The sequence below is a fragment of the Streptomyces sp. NPDC048337 genome, from assembly GCF_043201175.1.
Taxonomy (GTDB): Bacteria; Actinomycetota; Actinomycetes; order Streptomycetales; family Streptomycetaceae; genus Streptomyces.
The window spans coordinates 128,443-149,922 of the sequence record NZ_JBICYR010000001.1; the positions used below are offsets into that span (position 1 = coordinate 128,443).

At 72.9% G+C, this 21,480-nt stretch carries 21 protein-coding genes; 11 read left to right on the plus strand and 10 right to left on the minus strand.

Annotated features, from left to right (window positions below; translation table 11 throughout):
• The first annotated feature begins 120 nt into the window (after positions 1 to 120).
• Entirely contained in the window at positions 121 to 1,155 is a 1,035-nt protein-coding gene (locus ACGFYU_RS00620) for an aromatic acid exporter family protein (protein ID WP_393825033.1), read from the plus strand.
• Here the strand turns inward: ACGFYU_RS00620 and ACGFYU_RS00625 are convergent.
• The 4 genes from ACGFYU_RS00625 to ACGFYU_RS00640 form a co-directional block, all read right to left on the minus strand.
• Positions 1,133 to 1,711, minus strand: coding sequence for a TIGR03086 family metal-binding protein (locus ACGFYU_RS00625; RefSeq protein ID WP_393825034.1), 579 nt, complete (start codon positions 1,709 to 1,711; stop codon positions 1,133 to 1,135). The two genes, ACGFYU_RS00620 and ACGFYU_RS00625, sit on opposite strands and share 23 nt — an antisense overlap.
• Complete coding sequence (locus ACGFYU_RS00630) at positions 1,708 to 2,304, minus strand: TetR/AcrR family transcriptional regulator (RefSeq protein ID WP_393825035.1); 597 nt, start codon at positions 2,302 to 2,304, stop codon at positions 1,708 to 1,710. Before ACGFYU_RS00630 ends, ACGFYU_RS00625 begins: the two co-directional genes overlap by 4 nt.
• A 75-nt stretch (positions 2,305 to 2,379) precedes the next feature.
• On the minus strand, positions 2,380 to 3,288 hold the full coding sequence (locus ACGFYU_RS00635) for a hypothetical protein (RefSeq protein ID WP_393825036.1): 909 nt from the start codon (positions 3,286 to 3,288) through the stop codon (positions 2,380 to 2,382).
• Between the two features lie 5 nt (positions 3,289 to 3,293).
• Positions 3,294 to 3,950 carry a M15 family metallopeptidase gene (locus ACGFYU_RS00640; protein ID WP_393825037.1) on the minus strand — a complete coding sequence of 219 codons (657 nt, stop codon included), beginning with the start codon at positions 3,948 to 3,950 and terminating at the stop codon, positions 3,294 to 3,296.
• A 122-nt stretch (positions 3,951 to 4,072) separates the two neighbouring features.
• Here ACGFYU_RS00640 and ACGFYU_RS00645 point away from each other — a divergent pair, with 122 nt between their 5' ends.
• A complete protein-coding gene (locus tag ACGFYU_RS00645; RefSeq protein WP_393825038.1) occupies positions 4,073 to 4,339 on the plus strand; it encodes a DUF6225 family protein in 267 nt (88 codons plus the stop codon).
• A 15-nt stretch (positions 4,340 to 4,354) separates the two neighbouring features.
• Here the strand turns inward: ACGFYU_RS00645 and ACGFYU_RS00650 are convergent, their stop codons facing one another.
• On the minus strand, positions 4,355 to 4,975 hold the full coding sequence (locus ACGFYU_RS00650) for a dihydrofolate reductase family protein (RefSeq protein WP_393825039.1): 621 nt from the start codon (positions 4,973 to 4,975) through the stop codon (positions 4,355 to 4,357).
• A 113-nt stretch (positions 4,976 to 5,088) separates the two neighbouring features.
• Here ACGFYU_RS00650 and ACGFYU_RS00655 point away from each other — a divergent pair, with 113 nt between their 5' ends.
• The gene (locus tag ACGFYU_RS00655) at positions 5,089 to 5,814 is read left to right on the plus strand and encodes an SOS response-associated peptidase (RefSeq protein ID WP_393825040.1); all 726 of its coding nucleotides are present in this window, start codon (positions 5,089 to 5,091) and stop codon (positions 5,812 to 5,814) included.
• Positions 5,815 to 5,889: 75 nt separating this feature from the next.
• Positions 5,890 to 6,603, plus strand: coding sequence for a ribonuclease H (locus ACGFYU_RS00660; RefSeq protein WP_393825041.1), 714 nt, complete (start codon positions 5,890 to 5,892; stop codon positions 6,601 to 6,603).
• Positions 6,604 to 6,652: 49 nt separating this feature from the next.
• Here ACGFYU_RS00660 and ACGFYU_RS00665 read toward each other — a convergent pair whose 3' ends face one another.
• Both ACGFYU_RS00665 and ACGFYU_RS00670 read right to left on the minus strand, forming a co-directional pair.
• Positions 6,653 to 9,400: an exo-beta-D-glucosaminidase gene (locus tag ACGFYU_RS00665; RefSeq protein WP_393825042.1), complete on the minus strand. Its 2,748-nt coding sequence runs from the start codon at positions 9,398 to 9,400 to the stop codon at positions 6,653 to 6,655.
• A gap of 188 nt (positions 9,401 to 9,588) precedes the next feature.
• Complete coding sequence (locus ACGFYU_RS00670) at positions 9,589 to 10,086, minus strand: GNAT family N-acetyltransferase (protein WP_393825043.1); 498 nt, start codon at positions 10,084 to 10,086, stop codon at positions 9,589 to 9,591.
• A gap of 114 nt (positions 10,087 to 10,200) precedes the next feature.
• On the opposite strand from ACGFYU_RS00670, the gene ACGFYU_RS00675 reads away from it, so the two are divergent.
• Both ACGFYU_RS00675 and ACGFYU_RS00680 read left to right on the plus strand, forming a co-directional pair.
• Positions 10,201 to 12,201, plus strand: coding sequence for a hypothetical protein (locus tag ACGFYU_RS00675; RefSeq protein ID WP_393825044.1), 2,001 nt, complete (start codon positions 10,201 to 10,203; stop codon positions 12,199 to 12,201).
• Between the two features lie 4 nt (positions 12,202 to 12,205).
• On the plus strand, positions 12,206 to 13,684 hold the full coding sequence (locus ACGFYU_RS00680) for a branched-chain amino acid ABC transporter substrate-binding protein (RefSeq protein WP_393825045.1): 1,479 nt from the start codon (positions 12,206 to 12,208) through the stop codon (positions 13,682 to 13,684).
• Positions 13,685 to 13,714: 30 nt separating this feature from the next.
• Here ACGFYU_RS00680 and ACGFYU_RS00685 read toward each other — a convergent pair whose 3' ends face one another.
• A complete protein-coding gene (locus tag ACGFYU_RS00685; RefSeq protein ID WP_393825046.1) occupies positions 13,715 to 13,984 on the minus strand; it encodes a hypothetical protein in 270 nt (89 codons plus the stop codon).
• Between the two features lie 116 nt (positions 13,985 to 14,100).
• Between ACGFYU_RS00685 and ACGFYU_RS00690 the strand changes: the two genes are divergently transcribed.
• Positions 14,101 to 14,238 carry a hypothetical protein gene (locus ACGFYU_RS00690; RefSeq protein ID WP_393825047.1) on the plus strand — a complete coding sequence of 46 codons (138 nt, stop codon included), beginning with the start codon at positions 14,101 to 14,103 and terminating at the stop codon, positions 14,236 to 14,238.
• Between the two features lie 37 nt (positions 14,239 to 14,275).
• The gene (locus ACGFYU_RS00695; RefSeq protein WP_393825048.1) at positions 14,276 to 15,445 is read left to right on the plus strand and encodes a GDSL-type esterase/lipase family protein; all 1,170 of its coding nucleotides are present in this window, start codon (positions 14,276 to 14,278) and stop codon (positions 15,443 to 15,445) included.
• A gap of 16 nt (positions 15,446 to 15,461) precedes the next feature.
• Here the strand turns inward: ACGFYU_RS00695 and ACGFYU_RS00700 are convergent, their stop codons facing one another.
• Together ACGFYU_RS00700 and ACGFYU_RS00705 are read right to left on the minus strand one after the other, a co-directional pair.
• Positions 15,462 to 16,172: a hypothetical protein gene (locus ACGFYU_RS00700; protein ID WP_393825049.1), complete on the minus strand. Its 711-nt coding sequence runs from the start codon at positions 16,170 to 16,172 to the stop codon at positions 15,462 to 15,464.
• 47 nt (positions 16,173 to 16,219) lie between these two features.
• Positions 16,220 to 18,613 carry an ATP-binding cassette domain-containing protein gene (locus ACGFYU_RS00705; protein ID WP_393825050.1) on the minus strand — a complete coding sequence of 798 codons (2,394 nt, stop codon included), beginning with the start codon at positions 18,611 to 18,613 and terminating at the stop codon, positions 16,220 to 16,222.
• A 223-nt stretch (positions 18,614 to 18,836) separates the two neighbouring features.
• Here ACGFYU_RS00705 and ACGFYU_RS00710 point away from each other — a divergent pair, with 223 nt between their 5' ends.
• From ACGFYU_RS00710 to ACGFYU_RS00720, 3 genes are read left to right on the plus strand one after another with little or no spacing between them, the layout of a single operon-like run.
• Positions 18,837 to 19,154: an amidohydrolase family protein gene (locus tag ACGFYU_RS00710; protein ID WP_393825051.1), complete on the plus strand. Its 318-nt coding sequence runs from the start codon at positions 18,837 to 18,839 to the stop codon at positions 19,152 to 19,154.
• A 37-nt stretch (positions 19,155 to 19,191) separates the two neighbouring features.
• Positions 19,192 to 19,779 carry a 2'-5' RNA ligase family protein gene (locus ACGFYU_RS00715; protein ID WP_393825052.1) on the plus strand — a complete coding sequence of 196 codons (588 nt, stop codon included), beginning with the start codon at positions 19,192 to 19,194 and terminating at the stop codon, positions 19,777 to 19,779.
• Between the two features lie 34 nt (positions 19,780 to 19,813).
• Entirely contained in the window at positions 19,814 to 21,451 is a 1,638-nt protein-coding gene (locus ACGFYU_RS00720; protein ID WP_393825053.1) for a serine/threonine-protein kinase, read from the plus strand.
• The last annotated feature ends 29 nt before the right edge of the window (positions 21,452 to 21,480 follow it).

Below are 21,480 nucleotides of genomic sequence, written 5' to 3' on the forward strand. Positions count from 1 at the left end.
GTAATGGCGGCATCGGGCCTCCGGCCCGCTGCACGCTGGGCCGAGGAAGCAACGGCGTTCGACCGCGCGGATCCCGGAGCGTCCGACGGGAGGGCGAGGACGCCCGACCGAAAGGCGCGGATGACCGACCTCGCCGAAGCCCGGGCATCGCGAGCCGGCCGGGTTCGGGAACTCGTACGCACCGAAGGCCCGGCGGCGGCCCGCATCGTGGTCACCGTCGCCGTCGCCTGGCAGGTCGCGCTGTGGCTGGGAGCCGACCAGCCGCCGGTCTACGCGGCGGTCGTCCCGCTGGTGGCCCTGCGAGGCGATCCCATGACCGCCCTGGGCACGTCGCTGCAGCGGACCCTGGGTGTGGTGGCGGGCGTGGTGATCGGCATGGTCGTCCTGAACGTGCTGCGTCCCTCGACCGCCGCGCTGGCGCTGGTGGTCGCCCTGGGCCTGGCGGTCGGAATGGTCCTGAGGGCCGGCGGTGGGCTGAACATCCAGGTCGCGGCCTCGTCGCTGCTGGTCTTCGCCAGCACCTCACCCGACTCCTACGCCCTGCACCGGGTCTGGGAGACGGGGGCGGGAGCGGTGGTGACGATCCTGCTCGCCCCGCTGCTGTGGCCACCCGACCCGCACCGCCTCCTGACGGCCATCGCCGACGACTGCCGGGCGCGCCTGACGCGGACCCTGACCGGCAGCGCGGCGGCCCTGGGCGCCGGCCCGGCCGCCGCCCGCGACAACCTCACCCTGGTGAACGCCCACGTGGAAGCGATCCACGCGAGCGCCACACGCGCCCGCGAGGCCGAACGAGCCATGCGGTTCAACCCCCTGCGCCGCCGCCACCGGGAGGCCGTACGGCTCCAGTCCCGGCACATCGCCACCGCCGACCGGCTCACCGCACACGGGGCGTCCCTGGCCAGGGAGGTCGCCGCGCTCGCGGGCCGGGAAGACCTGGCCCCGGACCTCGCCAGGGTCCGCCACCGACTCCCCGAACTGGCCGCCGTCACCGCCAGGGCCGTCGAAGCCACCCTGTCCGGGGAGGACCCCCGGCCCGCGGTGACCACCGCCCGGAACCACCTGGACGCCTACGCCCGCTCGGACTCCCGCCCCCTCGCGGTGGCCCTGCGCCGCCCCTTCTACCAGTGCCTCAACGACCTCGACCAGCCGTAGCGTTCCGCCCCAGGAGGGCCAGCAGCTGCTGCTGGGGCGTGTCCCGGGCGGAGGCGGCCAGTGCGGGTGCGTACATTCCGGTGGCCGCGAACTGCTCCGCCACGGGAGCGACGGCCACCAGGCACGCCCCGACGGCCTCGCCGTCGAGGGACGCCTCGAAGCCTCCGGCCCACGCGAGGTCCCAGGCGTGTACGAGCGGCTCGATGACGGCGGTGCCCAGCACCCACTCCGCCGTCACTTCGCCGTGGTGCGAGGCGATGCGGCGATCCGGATCGGTGGCGCCCAGCACCTCCCGCATGGCCCGGAGGGCGTCGGCCCATGCGGCGACCGGCTGCCCGACGACCGCCTCGGCCGGATCACGCAGCGGCTCGCGCGGTCCCTGGCCCGACAGCAGGGCGGCGATCTGCCGCTGGCCGTCGATGATGTGCCCCAGGACGTGCAATCCCGTCCATCCCGGGCAGGGCGAGGGGCTGCTCCAGCCGTGTGCGGGCATCCGGTCGACGACGTGGTCGACGCCGGCGAGTGCGCGCCGGTAGCGCGTGACGGTCTGGTTCATCGTGCGTCCTCCAAGGTGGCCGGCGGCAGCAGCGGCCGCAGGGCGTTCCACGCGGCTCGGGCCAGCGGTGTCGCCGCGTCGTGCGGAAGTCCGGCTCCGCCCGCCGGCCGGCTGCGGGTGTACTCCTGGGCCGGCCCGATCCACACGGCGACCACGACGCCCAGGTCCGGTGTGCCGTCCCAGCCGCGGTCCCTCAGCCATTGCGCGACGGCCCGGAAGAACTCCCTGCTGCAGGCCGCGATCCTCGGAGACTCACGAGGAGTGATCCCGTCAGGGGGCGCCATGAGGAAGGCGGCCAACTCCGGGTGCGCGTCCACCCAGGCGAGGTGCCGGCGCACGGCTCCCTCGACGCCGTCCCGAAGGGCGGCCTCAGGCGTCAACACGGCCAACAGCTCGGCTTGGTGCTCCTCCAGGCCGTGGAGATAGACCGCCTCGGCAAGGTCTTGTTTGGTGCGGAAGTGGTGGAAGAAGCTGCCGTTGCTGACCCCGGCCCGTGTGCGGACGTGCTCCACCGTCGTGCGTCGCACTCCGTTTTCGAGGAAGCAGCCGAGGGCAGCGGTCAGGATGCGCTGGTAGGTATCGGAACCCAACATGGCGCCAGAGTAACGCTCTGGAGCGCCACTCCACCACCGGGATTTCGACATGCCCTGTGCGAACTCCTCGGAGCCTCACCGGCGTTCGTCGTGGGGCGGGATCTCTCTCCGGAGAACCTCGGCGAGGTGTCGGCTCGTGTCCCGCAGCCCGCGCGGGACGCCACGAGCGCGTTCGATGGTGCGCGTGGTGCGCGCCAGCGAGTTCAGGGCGCGCGTCGACCCGATGGCCGGCGCGGACTCGACGAGGGGCGACAGCCAGGCGTGCGCCTCGGTCCAATCACGGGCCCTGGCAAGGACGGACGCCAACTCGGCGGAGAAGAGGGAGCGGTAGGCGGGCGCGTCGCCCGCCCGCGTCGCCTCCCGCAGGCAGGACGCCGCCCCCTCCAGATCCCCCAAGTCGGCCAGCGCCAGCCCCTGATGACCGACCAGTTCCGACCGGTCGAACCACCAGGTCCAGGCGGGATCGCGCGCCGCGGCGGGTCCGTCCCCGAGCAACTCCCGCGCCGTGCTCATCGACCGCTCGGCCTCCCGCTTCCGCCGCAGCAGCGCATGCGCGCGCGCCTCCCGTACGTGGAAGATCGCGGCCACCCGCTCCGGCAGACCCCTGCCGGCGAGGACGGACGACGAGATGCGCAGCGAGTCGCCCGGCCGCCCGAGGTGCGCCTCCTGCATGCACAGCACGGACAGGACGAGCCACTCGACGGACCGCCGTTCCGCGGGAAGCCCGCGGGCCAGGGCCAGGGCCTGCCGGTTGAGCGCGTACGAGGAACCGTGCTGCTCGGCGTCGAAGAGGATCCAGGCGGCGACCTCGAAGAGCTCCGCGAGCTCCTCGCCCCGCTCCGCCCGCGCCGGCGTCCGGAGCAGCCGCCGGGCGGCGCCCACCGCCCGCAGCGCCTCGGGGGCCGCCCGGCGCGCGCCGGCCGTCCCGTCGATCCGGATGAGCTCCGCCGTCGTCGAGGCGAGGTCCGGTTCGTGTTCGGCCACGGATCTCAGCCCAGCTCCCGGGGTCCGTAGCAGGCGGTCCCCGTTCCCGTGGCGAAGGCCCAGTAGCGGTCCCCGAACGACCAGTGCCACCACTCCGTGGGGTAGTTCACGAGGCCCGCGGCCGTCAGCGCGGTTCCCAGGATCTCCCGGTGCTCGCGGGCCCGGGCGCCGATGTCCTCCGCCGCGGTGTAGCAGGCGCCCGCGCTCTCCTCCGGATCGGCGTTGACCCGGGTGCCCAGGTCGAGTTCGCGCCCGTCGGCGTCGGCGAGGGTCAGGTCGACGGCGGCCCCGGCGCTGTGCGGGGCGATCTCGGGCGGGGACACGTAGCGGCGCGCCGCCGACCGCACCCGCTCGGCGGACCAGTCCGGATGGCCGGCCCGCAGCCGCCCCGCGTACTCCTCGAAGTACCGCCGCTGCAATGACGGCGGCCGGTACCCCTCCACGAAGAGCAGCCGCAGACCCCCCGGAAGCAGCGCCTGAGCCTCCAGGAGCCGTTCGAGCACGCCTTCCCGGAGGTACGCGTACGCGCCGTCCGGGTCCTGCCTGCGGCCGTCGATCAGCAGGGCGCCGCCCTGGTGCCGGACGCTGACGAGAGGCTCCATGCACTCCCGTACGGGCACGGCCGCGACCCTGTCATCGGACATTAAGACGATCTCACTCATGGTGTGATCATGCCGCGAAGGGCGCCACCGTCCAAGGGCGCCCGGCGCTCCGCCGGCCGCGGCCGCGTGTCTCCGGCGCGCCGTGCCGGGTTTCCGGCGGCCGGTGGTTCTAACCTCGGCGCATGGCTGAGATGTTCGATCACGAACCGCAGGTATGGACCGCGGCGCGCCTGCGCGAAGCCCTCGCGGACGTTCCCGACGAGACCCCGATCCACATCGGTGTCGCCGACGGGCCCGGGGACTTCGAGGGATACGGCGAGTACGTCCTCGTGGACGCGGAGCCGGTGGAGCTGGACGGCAACGGCGACGGCGACGCGGGCCCGCCGGAGGTGCAGTTCACGCTGTTCGCCGACGCGCGGGCCGGCGCCTACCACCTCGACGTCGACTGACGACGTCCCCCGGGGCTACCGCCCGGTCCTCGGCAGGTGGGCCTTGGCGTCCTCGTAGGTGCCGCTGCCCGGCGAAGCCGCAGGGGCGTACACGAGGTTCAGCACCCCCGTCCCGAAGGTCTCCGAGGAGACCAGTTCGAGCGGGATCGAGGGCTCACCCTCGTCGAACAGCCGCATGCCCTTGCGGACGGCGATCGGGTGGACCATCAGGTGCAGACCGTCCAGCAGCCCCGCGCCCAGCAGCTGACGCACGACGGAGACCGAGCCGCTCATCGCGATGTCGGTGCCGCCCGGCTCGTTCTTCAGGGCGGTGACCGCCCGGACGAGATCGCCCCCGATCGGCTCGGAGTTCCGCCAGGTGAGTTCGAGCTGCCGGTTCCTCGTGACGACGATCTTCCGGGCGTCGCCGAGCACCTTGGCGAACGGGGCGTCCTCCCCGCCGGCCGCCTCCCGCCCGGGCCACGCCCCGGCGAAGCTGTCGTACGTCCTGCGCCCGAGCAGCAACGTGTCGACGGAGCCCAGACTCGCGTCGACGGCCGCCCCCATCTCGTCGTTGAAGTACGGGAAGTGCCACTGGTCGGGCGCCTCCACGACGCCGTCGAGCGAGATGAACAGCTGCGCGATGATCTTCCTCATGCCGGTCCTCCAGAGAAATCGCCGTTGATTTCCTACCGCCCCCAGTAGACGACGCGAGGGGCCCCGACACGCGTGAGCCACGAGTGACGGGCCGCACGTGGCAGTCTGGCCGTATGTGTGGTCGCTACGTATCCACCCGCAGCCCCGAGGACCTCTCCGGCCTGTTCCGGACGGCACCCCCGGAGCCCGCGGACGCACTGCCCCCGAGCTGGAACGTCGCCCCGACCGACGCCGTGTGGGCGGTCCTGGAGCGCGCGGACCGCGAGAGCGGGCTCCTGGAGCGGAGGCTGAGGCCGCTGCGCTGGGGGCTGGTGCCGTCCTGGTCGAAGAGCCCGTCCGGCGGTGCGAAGATGATCAACGCGCGGGTGGAGACGGTGCACGAGAAGCCCGCCTTCCGGCGCGCCTTCGCCAAACGCCGGTGCCTGCTCCCCGCCGACGGCTTCTACGAGTGGCAGGCCGTCCCCGCCACCGCCGATGCCAAGGCCTACAAGCAGCCCTACTTCATCCGCCCCGAGGACGGCACGGTGATGGCGATGGCCGGGCTGTACGAGTTCTGGCGCGACCCCGCGGTCGCCGACGACGATCCGGCGGCATGGTGGGCGACCTGCACGATCATCACCACCGAGGCCACCGACACCGCCGGCCGCATCCACCCCCGCATGCCCCTGGCCCTCGCTCCGGGCGACTACGAGGCCTGGCTCGACCCCGCCCACCAGGACCCGGACGAACTGCGCGCCCTCCTCGCGGCCCCCGCCGGAGGCCGCCTGGACGTCCGGGCCGTGTCCACCGCGGTCAACAGCGTCCGCAACAACGGGCCCGAGCTCCTGGCCGACGCCTGACACCCCGTGCACCCGTCGCAACCGGTGAGCCGGAGCAAGTAACGGGCAGGCGATGGCGTGCGGCATGATCGGGGGATGTCTGATCGCATCATCGCCGCCTGTGACGGAGCGGCCAAGGGGAATCCGGGGCCGGCCGCGTGGGCCTGGGTCATCGCCGACGCCGAGGGGCGCCCCGAGCGCTGGGAGGCCGGCCCGCTGGGACGGGCCACGAACAACGTCGGGGAGCTGACCGCCCTCCAGCGGCTGCTGGAGGCCGTCGCCCCGGGTACCTCGGTCGAGGTGCGCATGGACTCCCAGTACGCGATGAAGGCCGTGACGCAGTGGCTGCCGGGCTGGAAGCGCAACGGGTGGAAGACGGCCTCCGGCCAGCCCGTCGCCAACCGCGAGCTCGTCGAGCGGATCGACCTGCTCCTGACCGAGCGCGACGTGACCTTCCGGTACGTTCCGGCACACCGCGAGGACGGCGACCACCTGAACGCGATCGCCGACCAGGCCGCCAGCGACGCCGCCCTGACCCAGCAGGCCGCCGGCACGGCCCACGGCGACGAGGAGATGCCGCGCCCGGCCCCCGCCCGCAGCACGCCCTCGCGGCAGAAGGCCGGCGCCGCCCGCCGCAGGACGTCCGACGGGACCCCGGCCGCAGGCGGCTCCAGGGCCATCAAGGCGAAGTTCCCCGGAACCTGCGCGTGCGGGAAGCCGTACGCGGCCGGCGACCCGATCACCAAGAACGGCAGCCGCTGGGGCCATGCGGAATGCGGCGCAGCCGTGCCGGTCGCCGGGCAGGCGTAGCCGACACGGCCCTGCTGAGGAGACAACAACCCTGCACGGTAGGGGGGCGTCAGCCGGCCGGGACCGTGGTCGTCGGGGTGTTCCACCCGGAGATCCGCAGACGCGGCGCGGCGCCGTGCAGGTCTCCGGTCCGGTAGGTCGCCGTCAGCGTCGCCGATTCGCCCGGCCACAGGCTGATCTGGTTGTCGCTCCACCGGACGGGCAGGACGGGCGCGTCCTGCGCCCCCACCAGGTGGACGTCGGTGAGCAGGGCCGGGGTGCTGCCGGTGCCCGTGTTGCGTACGATCACCGTCGTCGTGGACGTCCCCGAGGCATCCGGACCGTCCGCCGGCTCCGTCGTCGTCGAGGCTGTCGCGGTGACCGTCGCACGCCCCATCGAGTTCAGGCCCTTGAGGTCGGCGTAGGCGGTGGTGGGCGTGTAGTACCAGTCGGTGCGGGCGTAATCGAGCACGTCGGCCTTGGTGGAGAGCCAGTAGACGTTGCGGCTCACCTCCCGGCCGGCGGCGTCGGTGAGCAGCAGCCGGGCCAGGTAGGCGGTGGACAGGCCGGGGACCGACGCGGGGGCGGGGACGGTGAGCGCGGTGCCGCTCGCGCCGCCGCCCGCCACGCTCAGGCCGGTCGCCGTGCGGTCGTACTTCTGCGTGCCGTCGGTGTTGAAGAGCGTGACCCGCGCCGTCAGCCCCGCGGCCTCGGACGTCCGGTTGTTGACGACGGTCACCGCCCGGTTGTCGTATCCGTACTGGATGTGCAGCGGCTCGTTCGCCTTCTTCGCGCCGAAGTAGGCACCGCCCTGGTCGAGGTACCGGTCCAGCAGCTGCCAGTGGAGCGAGGTCCAGCCGCTGTTGAACATCCAGTAGATGACGCCCGTCGACGGATCGGCGGCGTCCTTGGCGTGGCGCGCGTACGCCTCGAACTGCGCGCGCACGTTCTCGTACTGGGCGAGCTGCGCCTTGCGTACGTAGTCCTCGAGGCCGGTCGGGGGCCCGTACCGGCCCGCCAGCGCCGCGTCGTACAGCCTGAGGGTGGCGAAGGTGGCCGAGGGGGAGCGGTGGTACTGCGCGGCGGACGGGTTCTTCCACAGGGTCTCCAGCTCGGCCGGGGACATCATGCGGCGCAGCGTGTCGAGGGTGGGGACGTCCGGGCCCGCGCTGGTCTCGGAGTTGAAGCCGGTGGCACCGCCCTCGCGCTTGTTGTACCAGTAGCCGGGCGGGACCCAGTCGTACGGACCGGTCATCTTCATGCCCGAACTCCCCGTGACCGGGGCGGAGTCGTCGGAGGCCGCGGGGACCACCGGGACCGACCAGTCCGCTGCCTCCAGCGCGTCGACGTAGCCCTGCTCGATCTCCTCGTTCGGCGCGAAGTCGCTGCCGATGAGGAAGGAGATCACGCTGGGGTGGTGGCGCAGCCGGGCCGCCTCGGCGGCCATCGACGCCTGCGCGACCAGGAAGTCGGGCGTGTCCCAACCCTCGCCGGCCTCACTGCCGTTGACCTCCCCTTCCCATTTGTCACAGCACTCCCAGCCGGGGAGCGTGAGGATCCCGTACCGGTCGGCGAGGTCGAAGAACTCGTCGGGTTCGAGGTGTCCTTCCAGGCGCAGGGTGTTCAGGCCCAGGTCGAGGGCGTACTTCAGCCGGTCCTCCACGTAGGTGCGGTCCCAGCGCAGGAACGCGTCGGGGGACCAGCCGCCGCCCTTGACGAGCAGCGGGCGGCCGTTGATCCGGTACTGGCGGGCGCCGTCGGCGTTGAGCGGCGCCCGCACGTCGCGGATGCCGAAGGCCGCGCGTGCGGTGTCGGAGGGCGTGCCGTCCACCGTCGCGGTCAGGTCGAGACCGTACAGCGGCTGTTCGCCCATGGCGGCGGGCCACCACACGCGGGGTGAGGCCAGCCGGAGGGCGGGGTGGTCGGCGGGGGAGAAGACCACGGTCCTGGTCTCGTGCGGGGCCAGCGTGACGCTCCGGCTGACGGCGGCCGGGCCCGCGGTGCCGGCCACCGTGGTGGTGACGGTGGCTGCGGAGTCGTTGCGTACCCGGGCCTTCACGGTCAGGTCGGCCGAGTCCATCGACGGCATGGCCAGGCCGGTCACCACGTGCGCGTCGCGAAGGGCGACCGGTCCGCCGCGGCGCAGCGTGACGTCCCGGACGATGCCCATGTTCTCGTCCGGTGGCGGCTGGATCCAGTCGAGCCAGCCCATGGTGAGGTGCTTGCGCGGATCGTTCGGCCGGATCCGGAAGGCGACCGTATTGGTGCCCGCCTTGACGATCTCGGTGAGATCGAACTCGTGCCGGGTGTACGCGCCGGCGACGGTGCTCGCGTCGGCGATCGCGCGGCCGTTGACGAAGACGTCGGCCGCGGAGACGACCCCGCTGAAGTCCAGGTACGTACGGGCGGTCGGGTCGCCTACGACGAAGTCCGAGCGGTACCACCACGGGACGGTGAAGTCCGCGGCCGGGATCAGCTTCTGCCGGGTGGAGTAGAAGGGGTCCGGGTGGACACCGGCGGCGAGCAGGGCCGCGAGGACGGTGGATCGGGAGCCCGCCGGATACCAGCCGGCCGCCGCGTAGCCGGGACTGGCCACGGTGGCCGCCGGGTCCGTGACCTTCGCCGTCGATTGGATCGCGTACCCGGTCAGGGCCGTTACGCTGCCCGGGCTGTCGGCGACGGTGGTCACCGTCCGCGGCGCGTGTGCCGTCCGCGGAGTGGGAGCCGCGGGGGAGGGGACGGCGGCGAGGGTGAGGACCAGGCCGAGGAGGGCCAGGGCGGCGGTTCTTCCGTGGACGAGGGCGAGTCGGTGGAACACGCGGGCCTCCGCGGGTACGGGTCCGGGATTCCGTACGGGTGCGAAATCGCCCGTAGGGGGACGAAGTCCATCGGAACGCCGCCGAGTCTCCCACGGCAGGGCCCACATGCGACGGAGACTCCCTGGCGACACGGCCGGTCGATCACGCCGGGGCGACCGCCGCGCCCGGGGTACCGGGCAGGACGCCGCTACCAGGTCTGCTCGTACTCGACCTGTTCAAGGGGATGGCCGTCGCCGAAGTCGTGGGCGCGCGCGGTGCCGCACTCGGCGAAGCCGGCCTTGGCGTAGAAGCTCCGGGACCGGGGGGTGTCGCGCAGCGTCCACAGGTGCGCCCCGGCGAACCCGTCGGCGCGCAGGCGGTGCAGCGTCCCGCTCATCAGCGCGGCCGCGACCCCGCTGCCCCAGGAGTCCGGGTGCGCGTAGAAGCTGTGGATCTCGGCGAGACCCGGCCGGGCCGGGGACGGGCCGAAGAAGGTCAGCGCCGAGGGGCGGCCGTCGCGTACGGCGAGCAGGATCGTCTCCGGCCCGGCCGTGATCCGGGCATGCCATCGGGTGCGCCGGTCCCGGACGCCGTCCGCCGCGAACTCCGGTGCGAAGAAGGGGGCGTAGGCCGCCTCCCAGGCCGCGGCGTGGATCTCACCGAGCGCGTCCCCGTCCCCCGGTTCGGCACGACGAATCTCGATCATCCGACCACCCTACCGGGCAGGAGATCGAGTCGGTGGGCCGAAGCCACTGGCAGCCACCGGCTTCGGATGGCAGGCTCGTGTCCTCGTTTACGGCATCCTGTGGGGGGAAACGTGATGGAGCCGGGTACAGGCATGGGCCTGCGCGGACGCAGCGGCATCCTGTCCCTGGTCGACGCGTCCCTGAAGGAATCCCCCGCGGCCGAGCGTCCCCTCACCATGCTGCTCGGACCGCCCGGCAGCGGTGCCAGCGAGGCGCACAGCGCGCTCATGGAGCACTTCGGGCCCGACTACCCCTTCGCCTTCGTCAACTTCGCCGGAGCGCAGTCACTCCTGCCCCGCTACGCCCTCGGCCTGCTCGCGCGCCAGCTCGAACGCAAACTGCCCCGCTACGGCCGCTCCCACTTCCCGCTCCTCAGCCTCGGCCTCCTCGCCTCCGACCAGGAACTCAGGATGCGCAGCCTCGCCGAAGGCCGCCGTGCGGTGCAGCGGCAGCTCGACCGGTTCCAGGAGGAGAACGAGGCCCGGCACGGCGACTACCTGGCCGCCTTCTTCGAAGTCGGCATGGGCGCGGTCGGCATGCCGGAAGGCGCCTCCACCGCCGCCCTCGCCCTCTTCCAGGACGCCCTGCGCCGCGGCCGCCGCAGCATGCCCAACCTGCTCGGCGGCAGGCTGGGCAGCCGGCTCACCACCGGCGCCCAGTGGTACGGACGGCATCCCATGATCCGCAGCGGCGATCCCATGGAGGCTCTCGTCGAGCTCAACCTGTGGCGCCACGAGGGCGACGAGAACGAGCAGGAGCGGCTCGACCTCGTCCTCTTCTCGGCGTTCCTGGAGGACCTCAGACGCAACACCGCCCGCAGCTTCATGCCCCGCTCCTACCTGCTGCTCCTCGACAACTCCCACACCGAGTACGGCCGCCGCTTCCTGGACCTGCTGCTGCGCGTGCGGCACGACAACACCGTCGTGGCCGGCCTCGACAGCGACCCGCTCACCATCGTCGCCAGCTCGAACCGCTGGCTGCCCCGCTGGGGGCCCGCCACCGGGGACTCCTGGCCCTGGCAGCTGCGCGGCCCCGACCGGGCCTCCCTCTCCGACTGGAACACCCACCGGCCGACCCGCGACAGCGAGGACACCTGGTGGTACCCGTTACGCCTGCGCGACCTCAACCTGGACGAGGTGCGCATCCGCATAGAGCTCCAGCTCGGCGGGCACAGCGACCTGGCCCCGCTGACCCGCCTCACCCCCTTCGTGCACCGGCTGACCGGCGGACTGCCGCGCGCCGTCCACCAAGTGCTCGACGTACTGCGCCAGTCCGGGCCGCCCCCTGACTCGGGCCCGCAGCAGGACCGCTGGCTGCGCACCCTCCCGGACCGGCCCCTGCGCACCGGCGAGAGCACCGCCACCCTCGCCGACACCGCACTCGGCCACCTCCTGCGCGACTTCGACGAGACCGAGCGCACCGCCCTCGCCGAATGCGCCGCCGCCAGGGACTTCTCCGTCGGCACCCGCCTCCTGAGCCCCGGCGACGCGCTGTTCGGCGAGATCCGCTCCCGTTGGCTGCTGTCGGGCCCGCTCACCGTCGTCCCCGTACTCCACCCGTGGCTGCGCCGGTTGCTGCTGTGGCGGCTGGCCGGGCGGCCCGACGCCTGGGACGCCGCGCACGAACTCCTCGCCGAGTACTACCGCGGCGAGGGCAAGCAGGTGCAGGAGATGTACCACCTGCTGGCCCTCGGGCGGACCGACGAGGTCACCGCGCATCTGACATGGCGCTTCGGCGCCGTGCCGGCGATGCAGTGGATCGCCGAGTTCGACGCGATCACGGCGGCCCCCAACCGCCTCCCGGCGGACGGCGGCCCGCTGGAACTCCTCGCCGGGCTCGGCCCGCTCAGACCCGGCGGTGTGAGGGGCGTCGAGTCCGTGATCCACACACTGGTGACCACCCGCTGGGTGTGGAGCGATCCGCTCGCCGACCCCGCGATGCGACTCAACGACATGATCGCCGACGGCTTCACCCAGCTGTCACAACTGCGGAGGAACGACATCGTGGCCCTCTTCAACGAAGCCGAACGGTACCGCCACTGGCGCGATCCGCTGACCGCCGGAGGGGAGGGCTGAGCCCGTGGTCAGAGTCGAATGGCCGCTGCACGTCGTGCGCCGCGTCGCCCTCGCGACCGCCGCCGCCGTCGTGCTGGCGGCGGCCGCCTGGCTGGGTGTCGGCTGGATCCAGGAGCGGCAGTCCAGATGCGCCGACGGAGTGGTCGAACAGGGCGCCTCCGACGAGTGCGTCGGGGTCACCGACGGCTCATATTCCTTCGCCCCGCACCTCGACGCGGTCGTGAAGAAGATCCAGGAGGAGAACAAGCGCGTCCTGGACAACGCGGACAAGGAGCCCTACGTCAGCGTCGCGTACCTGACCTCCTTCACGTTGACCGCCGAGGACAGCAATTCGGCCGAAGGCATCCGGCACGAACTCCAGGGCGCCTACCTGGCCCAGTACCGGCACAACCGCGGAGACCTGGCCGCCACGCCCAAGATCCGGCTGCTGATCGCCAACGCGGGAAGCAGGTCGGCGCACTGGCGGCACACCGTCGACGAGCTGATCGCCCGCAAGGACTCCCCGGACCGGCTGGTCGCGGTGGCCGGCCTGGGCCCCAGTACGGACGAGAACCTCGCGGCCATACAGCGCCTCTCCGAGAACGGCATCGCCATGGTCGGCGCCACCATGACCGCCACGAACATCCAGGGCATCAACGGCTTCGTACGGGTGGCGCCCACCAACGTGGACGAGGCGTACGCGGCCGCCGGCTACCTCAAACGGCGGGGCGTCGGCACCGCCGTCGTCATCCAGGACGTGGCCAAGGGGAACCTCTACGCCTCCACCCTCGGCACGGCGTTCACCGAGGCCTTCCAGGAAGGCGAGAAGCACAGACTGGTCGCGGAACGCATGACCTACGACTCCTCCGTGAGCAGCGCCTGGCAGAACGAACTGCGCTACATGCCGGGCCAGTTGTGTCTTCAGCGCCCCCAGATCGTCTACTTCGCGGGACGCGGCCGCCACCTCACCCACTTCCTCGACGCCCTGTCCAACCGCAGTTGTCCGGAGCAGAAGTTCACCGTCTTCGCCGGGGACGACACGACCAACCTGACCGCCGAACAGCTGGCCCACGCCGCCGAGACGGGCGTCGAGGTCCTCTACACCGGCCTCTCGCACCCGGACATGTACCGCGCGTCGCCGCAGGCGGTGTCCGCCCCGTCGGCACGCAACTTCCAGCAGGGCGGGCTGCTCGAGCAGTGGTTCCCGCACGACCCGCGCGACGACGGCGGGGCCCTGATGGGTCACGACGCCGTGCTGACCGCGGCCCACGGCATCCAGATGGCCGCCCGCTGGCAGGGGCAGGTCGTCGGCGACGCCGTGGCCCGGATGTTCCACCAGATGGACGGCAGTCAGCAGGTCGCGGGAGCCAGCGGCTTCATCTCCTTCCAGAACAACGGCAATCCGCGCAACAAGGCGGTCCCGATCCTTCGGCTCAACGTGAAGGGCATGGCCGAGTTCGTCGAGGTGTCCGCGGCGGAGGGCAAGCCGCCGGAAGCGCAGTAGACGCAGCCCGCCACCGCCCGCCGGTGGCCGCTACGGCGCGGTGCCGAGGAGGACGGCCACCAGTCGTTGGGTGGCGTCCTTGGCGTCCTCGCCCCCGCCGGGCACGCGTGTCATCAGCAGGTGGTGGACGGTGCCGACGAGGGCGAGCGCGATCGTCGCCGCGTCGGCCTCCGGCGCGACCCGGCCGCCGCGCTGCTCCGCCCGGAGGTAGGCGGCGAAGGAGTCCTGGATCGCGTCGAACGCGGGCGCACCGGACCGAAGCCCCTCCCGGGCGTGCAGGGCGGCGGCGGGGCGGCTCATCGCCAGCCCCACGACCGCCGGGGGCAGGGAGTCCAGCAGGGCGAGCCGCCGGGCACTGGGGGAGGGACGCCGAGGACGCGGCGGCCTTCCTGCTCGACTCCGGCCCCGGCCGCCACATGCTCGGCCAGGTCGGACCCGAGACGCGGCAGCGGGCCCGCCGCAAGCTGATCGAGACGCTGCGCCCGTACGAGAGCGACGGCGCGGTGTGGCTGCGCAGCACCTCCTGGCTGGTCACCGCGGCCCGCCGAGAATAAATGGCCGGGCCATGCATCGGACCGGCAGAATGCGGGCATGAACGTCAACCCGCTCATCAGTACGCCCATCACGGCCGTCCTCCTGCGCGGCGCCCTGGAGCTGGAGCGCACCGCACACGGGGTGCTGCCGCACCGGCTGCCCGCCCGGGCGCGCGCCCAGTGCGCCGACGGGCAGCTGGCCATGGCGGAGGCCCAGCCTTCCGGCGTACGGCTCGTGTTCCGCACGCGCGCCACCACCGTCGAACTGGACACCCTGCGCACGAAGGTGGCCTACCAGGGCGCCCCGGACCGCCCCGACGGCGTGTACGACCTGCTCGTCGACGGCCGACCGGCCGCGCAGGCCAGTGTGACCGGCGGCAACGTCCTGATGGTGGACATGGCTACCGGCGCCGCCGAAACCCGCCCCGGCCCGGTCGGCACCGTCCGGTTCTCCGGCCTCCCCGACCGCCTCAAGGACGTCGAGATCTGGCTCCCGTACAACGAGATCACCCAGCTGGTCGCCCTGCGCACCGACGCCCCCACCGAACCCCTGCCGGACGGGGGACGCAAGAGGTGGCTGCACCACGGCAGTTCGATCAGCCACGGCTCCAATGCCGCGAGCCCCAGCACCACGTGGCCCGCGCTGGCCGCCTCGGCCGGCGGAGTGGAACTGACCAATCTGGGCCTGGGCGGCAGCGCCCTGCTCGACCCCTTCACCGCCCGCGCCCTGCGCGACAGGCCCGCGGACCTGATCAGCGTCAAGCTCGGCATCAACCTCGTCAACACCGACCTGATGCGCCTGCGCGCCTTCGGCCCCGCCGTGCACGGCTTCCTCGACACCATCCGCGAGGGCCACCCCGGCACCCCCCTCCTGGTCGTCTCGCCGATCCTGTGCCCCATCCACGAGGACACCCCCGGCCCCAGCGCACCCGACCTCGGCAGCCTCGGCGAGGGAAGGATCCGGTTCCGTGCCGCGGGCGACCCCGCGGAACGGGCGGCAGGGAAGCTGACCCTGGGCGTCATCCGCGAAGAACTGGCCCGCATCGTCGGGCAACGGGCGGCCGAGGACCCGAACCTGCACTACCTCGACGGCCGAGAGCTCTACGGCGAGGCGGACTTCGCGGAACTGCCGCTGCCCGACGAGCTCCACCCGGACGCCGCCACGCACCGCCGCATCGGCGAACGCTTCGCCGCGTTGGCCTTCGGCCCCGGCGGCGCGCTCGCCTGACCTCGGCTCCGGGGGCTCAGGAGACCCCGTACCACTGGCTGGCCCAGCCGGTGTTGATGGTGCTGGTGGACTGCTCGGCGAGGTTCACGGAGGCCGGCAGCGAGGTCTGACCGGTCAGGAGGGTGCTGTAGCGCAGCTGCGGCGGCGCCAGACCGGCGTTGACCGAGATGCCGGCTCCCGTGGCCTTCAGGGTGAGGGCGTTGGTGGCCCAATTGCCGTTGAGCAGGAGGGCGATGAAGTAGGTCCCGGGGGCGGCCGTGAACGGCTTGCCGAGCGGCAGTGGCTTCGCGATGGCGTCGGTCATCAGCTGGGGCGAGATGTCCGCCGTGGCCCCGAGCAGCTTGCCGTTCGTGTCGTACACGCCGAGGTAGCAGTCGGCCAGCTGGGCGTTCGGGTCGATGCCGGCGAGTCCCAGCCAGATGTTCGACCAGGTGGTCTGCTCGCGCAGGACGATCCGGACGAGGGTGACCCGCCCGCCGACCCCGGCCGCGGACTGGGCGGTGACATGGCCCGCGTCGTTGGGGTCGCCGGTCCACGCCAGCAGGTTCTGGTCCTGCGGCCGGGGCCCCTCGAACCCGGAACCACCGCCCTGTGCCGGCGCGGACGACGGTGCGGAACTCACCGCCGCGCGCGGGCTCCCGCCCGGTGCGGTGCAACCGGCCAGTACGAAGAGCACCGCGAGCGCGGCGACGAGGCCGGTCGTGGCGGTGGTGGTGCGGGTGCGCATGGTCCCCCCATGAGGTGCGGATGTGCCGAGGGGCCATGGTCACATGGTCAGGAGCCGACGTAGGCCGCCAGGTGCTCGCCGGTGAGGGTGGAGCGGGCGGCGACGAGGTCGGCCGGGGTGCCCTCGAAGACGAGCCGGCCGCCGTCGTGGCCGGCGCCGGGGCCGAGGTCGATGATCCAGTCGGCGTGCGCCATCACCGCCGGATGGTGCTCGATGACGATGACCGACTTGCCGGAGTCGACCAGCCGGTCGAGCAGGCCGAGCAGCTGCTCGACGTCGGCGAGGTGGAGGCCCGTGGTCGGCTCGTCGAGGACGTAGACCCCGCCCTTGTCGGCCATGTGGGTGGCCAGCTTGAGGCGTTGCCGCTCGCCGCCGGACAGCGTGGTGAGCGGCTGGCCGAGGGTGAGGTAGCCGAGCCCGACGTCGGCGAGCCGGTCCAGGATGCGGTGCGCGGCCGGAGTGCGCGCCTCACCGGCGCCGAAGAACTCCTCGGCCTCGGTCACCGACATCGCGAGCACCTCGCTGATGTCGCGGCCGCCGAGGTGGTAGTCCAGCACCGACGCGTCGAACCGCTTGCCCTCGCAGTCCTCGCAGGTGGTGGCGACCCCGGCCATCATCGCCAGGTCGGTGTAGATGACGCCGGCGCCGTTGCAGGTGGGGCAGGCGCCCTCGGAGTTGGCGCTGAACAGCGCGGGCTTCACCCCGTTGGCCTTGGCGAAGGCCTTGCGGATCGGGTCGAGCAGTCCGGTGTACGTCGCCGGGTTGCTCCGCCTGGAACCGCGGATCGGGCCCTGGTCGACCGACACCACACCCTCGTCGGCAGGGATCGACCCGTGGACGAGCGAGCTCTTGCCGGAGCCGGCGACGCCCGTGACGACGGTCAGCACCCCGAGCGGGATGTCGACGTCGATGTCGCGCAGGTTGTGCGTGCTCGCGCCGCGGATCTCCAGCGTGCCGGTGGGGATCCGCACCTTCTCCCGGAGGGCGGCCCGGTCCCCGAGGTGGCGGCCGGTGATGGTGTCGCCGGACCGCAGACCCTCGACGGTGCCCTCGAAGCAGACGGTGCCGCCCGCCGAGCCGGCGCCGGGGCCCAGGTCGACCACGTGGTCGGCGATCGCGATCGTCTGGGGCTTGTGCTCGACGACGAGCACCGTGTTGCCCTTGTCCCGGAGCCGCAGCAGCAGTTCGTTCATCCGCTGGATGTCGTGGGGGTGCAGGCCGGTGGTGGGCTCGTCGAAGACGTACGTGGTGTCGGTGAGCGCGGAGCCGAGGTGGCGGATCATCTTGACGCGCTGGGCCTCGCCGCCCGACAGCGTGCCCGCCGGCCGTTCCAGCGACAGGTAGCCCAGCCCGATCTCGACGAAGGAGTCGAGGGTGTGCCGCAGAGTGGCGAGCAGCGGCGCCACCGACGGCTCGTCCAGGCCGCGGACCCACTCGGCCAGGTCGCTGATCTGCATCGCGCAGGCGTCGGCGATGCCGATCTTCTTGATCTTCGAGGACCGGGCGCCCTCGTTGAGCCGGGTGCCGTCGCAGTCGGGGCAGGTGGTGAAGGTGACCGCCCGGTCCACGAACTCCCGGATGTGCGGCTGCATGCCCTCGCGGTCCTTGGCGAGCATCGACTTCCGGATCCGCGGCACCAGTCCCTCGTAGGTCATGTTGATGCCGGCGATCTTCATCCGCGTCGGCTCGCGGTGGAGGAAGTCCTGCAGCTCCTTCTTGGTGAACCTGCGGATCGGCTTGTCCGGGTCGAACAGGCCCGACTCGCTGTACAGCCGGTGGTTCCAGCCGCCCGCCTTGTAGCCGGGGATGTTCATCGCGCCCTCGTTGAGGGACTTGGTGTCGTCGTAGAGCTGGGCGGGGTCCAGATCGGTGACGGCGCCCCGGCCCTCGCAGCGCGGACACATGCCGCCCGTGATGCTGAAGCTGCGGCGTTCCTTCACCTTCTGTCCGGCGCGCTCCACGGTGACCGCACCCGCGCCGCTGATCGAGGCGACGTTGAAGGAGAAGGCCTTGGGCGAGCCGATGTGCGGCTTCCCCAGCCGGCTGAAGAGGATGCGCAGCATAGCGTTGGCGTCGGTGGCGGTGCCGACCGTGGAGCGGGGGTCGGCGCCCATCCGCTGCTGGTCCACGATGATCGCCGTCGTCAGCCCTTCGAGCACGTCGACCTCGGGGCGCGCCAGCGTTGGCATGAAGCCCTGTACGAAGGCGCTGTACGTCTCGTTGATCAGCCGCTGGGACTCCGCGGCGATCGTGTCGAACACCAGCGAGCTCTTGCCGGAGCCGGAGACGCCGGTGAACACCGTCAGCCGGCGCTTGGGGATCTCGATGCTGACGTCCTTGAGGTTGTTCACGCGCGCGCCGTGGACGCGGATCAGATCGTGGCTGTCGGCGTCGTGCCGCGGTGCGGGCGACTGTGTGTCCGTCCTCGGGGCCCTGGCCATCGTCTCTCCCTGTGGTGTCACGCGGGGCCGCGCTCACGGTCCCCGGTCTCCGTCGCCTGGCTCGATCTAAGCAGCTTTGGGCCGTTCGGGCGCGCGTGCGGCGAGGACGGTGCGGTCGCCGCGCATCACGACGGCGTGGAGGACGGCGGAGACGGTCATGCCGACGGGCAGGGAGAAGTCCGTGCCGCCCCGAGGGCGCCCGGCGATCGGAGCCGTGTAGAGCGTGTCGGACGCAGAGGGCGGCCGCGGCCACGCCGGCCGGCAGGGCGACGGCGCCGGCCGGATTCACTCCGCCCGGCGCGACCCGCACGGCCCCGGCCAGGCGCTCACCGCCCTGGAGGCCCTCCAGGGCATGACCGTCAACGCCGCGTGGGCGGCGGGGGAGGAGGATCGGGCCGGTCGCCTCGCCGTCGGCCACCGCGCGGACCTCACGGCCTTCGCCGAGAACCCGCTCACGACCGCCCCCACCGACCTGCCGGCCCTGCCCGTCCGGCTCACGGTCCTCGACGGCGACACCACGCACCGGGACCCGTCGCTGTGAGCCGTTCCGCCGTGCGGCCCGAGGGCATCATGGCCGTGTGAACGTGTCTCCGACCGCCGGCGGCGGAGCCGGCGCCCCCGGGTTCCTCGACGTCGCACCGACGCCGCGGACCGCCGTCGTGTGGCTGCCGCCGGCCGGGCTGTGGCCTCCCATCCAGAGCATCCGCGCCGAGCACGACCCCCAGATCCGCCGCTGGCCACCGCATGTGAACCTGCTCTTCGGCTTCGTACCGGAGGCCGACTTCGCGCGGGCGGTCCCGCTGCTGGCGGCCGCGGCCGCCGGGATCGAGCCGTTCGCCATCCGGCTCAGCGGCGTGCACAGCTTCCGGCACCGCGCGTACTCCACCGTGTGGCTGGACCCGGCCGCGGCCGGCCTCGGCCCCTGGACGGCCCTCCAGGCGGCGCTGGCGGAGCCGTTCCCCGGCTGCCGCGGCCGCTTCCCGCGCTTCACGCCGCACCTGTCACTGGGGCGCACCCGCGATCCGCGGGGGCTGGCGGCGGAGTGCGCCGCCCGCCTGGGCAGCCTGTCGGCACGGGTCCACGAGATCGTGCTGCTCTCCCGCCGAGGTGAGGAGCCGATGGAACCCCGCGCCACGATCACCCTGGGCACGGACCTCGTCCCTTAAGGTGGCCCAAGGGGCTGGGGGGCGGGGGCAGTTGGTGGAGTCATTGCGGAACGGTGACCCGTCGGAGATCGGCGGGTACCGCCTGCTGGGGCGGCTCGGCGAGGGAGGCATGGGCGAGGTGTTCCTGGCCCGGACGGCGTCCGGCCGGCCCCTGGCCCTGAAGACCGTGCACCGGGACCTGAGCCTGGAGCCCGACTTCGCCGAACGGTTCACCCGGGAGATACGCACCAACGACCGGGTGCGCAGTGCGTGGACGGTCTCGGTGGTGGACTTCAGCCCGCCGGGGACGGTGCCGCAGTGGCTGGCGACGGAGTACATCGCCGCACCGTCACTGGGCGACTGGGTGCGCCGGCACGGGCCGCTGCCGGCGCCGGCCGTGCGGTGCCTGGCCCGGGAGCTGTCGGCCGCGCTGGTCGCCGTACGGGCGGCGGGGGTGGTCCACCGCGACATCAAGCCGGCGAACGTACTGCTCGGGCCGGAGCGGCCCTTCCTCATCGACTTCGGCATCGCCCGCGCCGCGCGCGACCCGCGCCACACCCGGACGGGCGCGGTCATCGGCACGCCCGGCTACCTCGCACCGGAGCAGGCGACCGGCAGCGTGGCCGGGGCGCCGGCCGACGTGTTCTCCCTCGCGGCGGTCCTCGTGTACGCGGCCACCGGCCGCGGCCCCTTCCTGGCGCACGGCGAGGAGCTGGAACTGCCGGCGCTCCTGTACCGGATCGTCCACGACGAGCCCCTTCTCGACGGCGTGCCGCAGCCGCTGCTTCCGCTGGTACGGGAGTGCCTCGCCAAGGATCCGGACCGGCGCCCGACGGCCGGGGAGGTGCTGGCGCGGCTCGGCGCCGCGGAGGAGCGGGAGGGGCAGGAGACCGACTGGAGCGGGGTGGTGCCGCCGGAGCTGCCGGCGGACGTCGCCCGCCGGGAGGTCGAACTCCGAGGACTCCTGTCCGTACCGCAGCCACCGGTCCAAGCCCCTGCGGGGAGTGGTACGCCGCCCGTTCCCGGGCAGCGGTCGCCGGTCGCGCCCACTCCCACGGCGCCGGTGCCCCCGCCCATGCAGGCCGGCACTCCACTGCCCACTCCGCTTCCCTCCTCCGCCCCCGCCGCCCGCCGGCCGCTGCTGCTGGGCACGGCCGCCGGTGCCGCCGTCCTCGCGGCGGTCGTCACGCTCGCGATCCGGCTGCCCTGGGGCGACGACGGTGACGGGGCCGCGCCCCCCGGCGCCTCCTCCACGCCGACGCCCACCCCGTCCGCCCGGTCGTCCTCGGCGGCGTCCCTCCCGGACTCGTGGGTCGGTACGTGGTCCGGCGTCGGGCCCGGGACGCCGGACGCGGACGGCATCACGCGGGCGAGGACCGGCGAGTTCGCCGTCACCGTCACCCTGCACGCCGGGGTGGTCGGAGACCTCGTGGGCCGGCAGGCCAGCGACCTCAAGGAGGTCTCCAGCGGACGCAACCTGGGGTGCACGGAAGCCCTTGAACTGCAGCAGGTCGGGCCGAACCGCGTGGTCTTCAAGGCGGTGACCGGCCACCCGACCGACCGCGCGGCCACCTTCGACTGCCCCCAGGGCAACCTCTACGTGCTGACCATGCAAGAACCGGACCGTCTGATTCTCGAGTCGGAAGGGGCCCAGTCGGCCGGCGCTCCCGCCGCCCTGACCCGCGGCCACTGAACTCCGGCGCAGTGCCCCGGTCGGAAAAT